This is a genomic window from Streptomyces sp. AC627_RSS907 (genome assembly GCF_019049165.1).
In genome coordinates, this window is sequence record NZ_JAGMUE010000722.1 from 1 (window position 1) to 547 (window position 547).

The following is a 547-nucleotide window of genomic DNA, read 5'->3' on the forward strand; positions in this document are numbered from 1 at the left end:
GGGGCGACCGGCGAAGGTGGTGTGGCCTTTGGACGAGGTAGCGGGCGCCTCCACTGTCGACGGCCGCGGTCAGCAGGTCGCCGGCACCCTCGACGGGGGCGCCAGGGCGGGAGCACCCGGCGTGAAGAACACCGCACTCGCCTTGGACGGCGTGGACGACCACATCAGGGCCAGGCAGCCGGTGCTCGACACGTACCAGAGCTTCGCGGTCTCGCTGTGGGCCAAGGTGCCGGCCGACAAGGAGAACCGGTCCATGACCGCCGCCGCGCAGGGCGGCAGCCACCAGCGCGGCTTCGAGCTCTACCACTCCTCCGGGCTCGGTGGCTGGGTCTTCCTCCGCGGTGTGTCTGACTCGCCCGAGGCCAGCACGGTACGGGTCTCTCAGCGGGCGTGCCCGGACACCACGCCCAACTGTCCCGCCGCTCGGCTGGGGGAGTGGGCCCACGTCGTCGGCGTCTACGACCTGGACGACCGCACGACCCGGTTGTACGTCAACGGGAAGCTGGAGGCCACGGAGGACTTCACCACGCCGTGGGCGGCCTCAGGC

Annotated in this window: 1 protein-coding gene; it reads left to right on the plus strand. The window is 71.7% G+C overall.

All coding sequences use genetic code 11. The annotated features are described in order from the left end of the window. Positions 1-28 precede the first annotated feature (28 nt). Positions 29-547, plus strand: a 519-nt coding sequence (locus KUM32_RS38260) for a LamG domain-containing protein (protein WP_217146426.1), incomplete at its 3' end; no start/stop codon positions are given.